This is a genomic window from Streptomyces beijiangensis (assembly GCF_017315755.1).
Lineage (GTDB): Bacteria > Actinomycetota > Actinomycetes > Streptomycetales > Streptomycetaceae > Streptomyces > Streptomyces beijiangensis.
Genome location: NZ_JAFLRJ010001200.1, coordinates 1 through 372, shown reverse-complemented (window position 1 = coordinate 372; position 372 = coordinate 1). Strand labels below are relative to the sequence as shown.

Genomic DNA, 372 nt, shown 5'->3' with positions numbered 1-372 from the left:
GTCTCGTGGGCTCGGCCTCCGGGGAGGACAGCCAGGCGTTCAGGTCCTCGGGGTGGCGTTCGCGCACCTCGGCGAAGGTGAGGCCCTCCCACGCGCCGAAGTCGGTCTCGCGCAGGCCCTCCTCCACGCTCACCTCCAGGCCGAGGCGGGCGGCGACGATGCCCGCGGTCTCGCGGGTGCGGGCCAGGGGGGAGGCGACGACGGCCTGGACAGTGCCGCGCCGGGCGAGCGCCGCGGCGGTCCTCTCGGCCTGCTCGCGGCCGACGTCGGAGAGGGAGGGGTCGCTGCCGCCGCTGCCGGAGAACCGTTTCTGCGGGGTCAGCGGGGTCTCGCCGTGCCGGAGGAGCACGAAGGTGGCCGGCGGGCCCATGT

1 protein-coding gene is annotated in these 372 nt (G+C 76.3%); it reads right to left on the bottom strand.

Annotated elements, in window-relative coordinates:
* Positions 1-372, bottom strand: a 372-nt coding sequence (locus tag J0695_RS41165; protein ID WP_206969919.1) for a histidine phosphatase family protein, incomplete at both ends; no start/stop codon positions are given.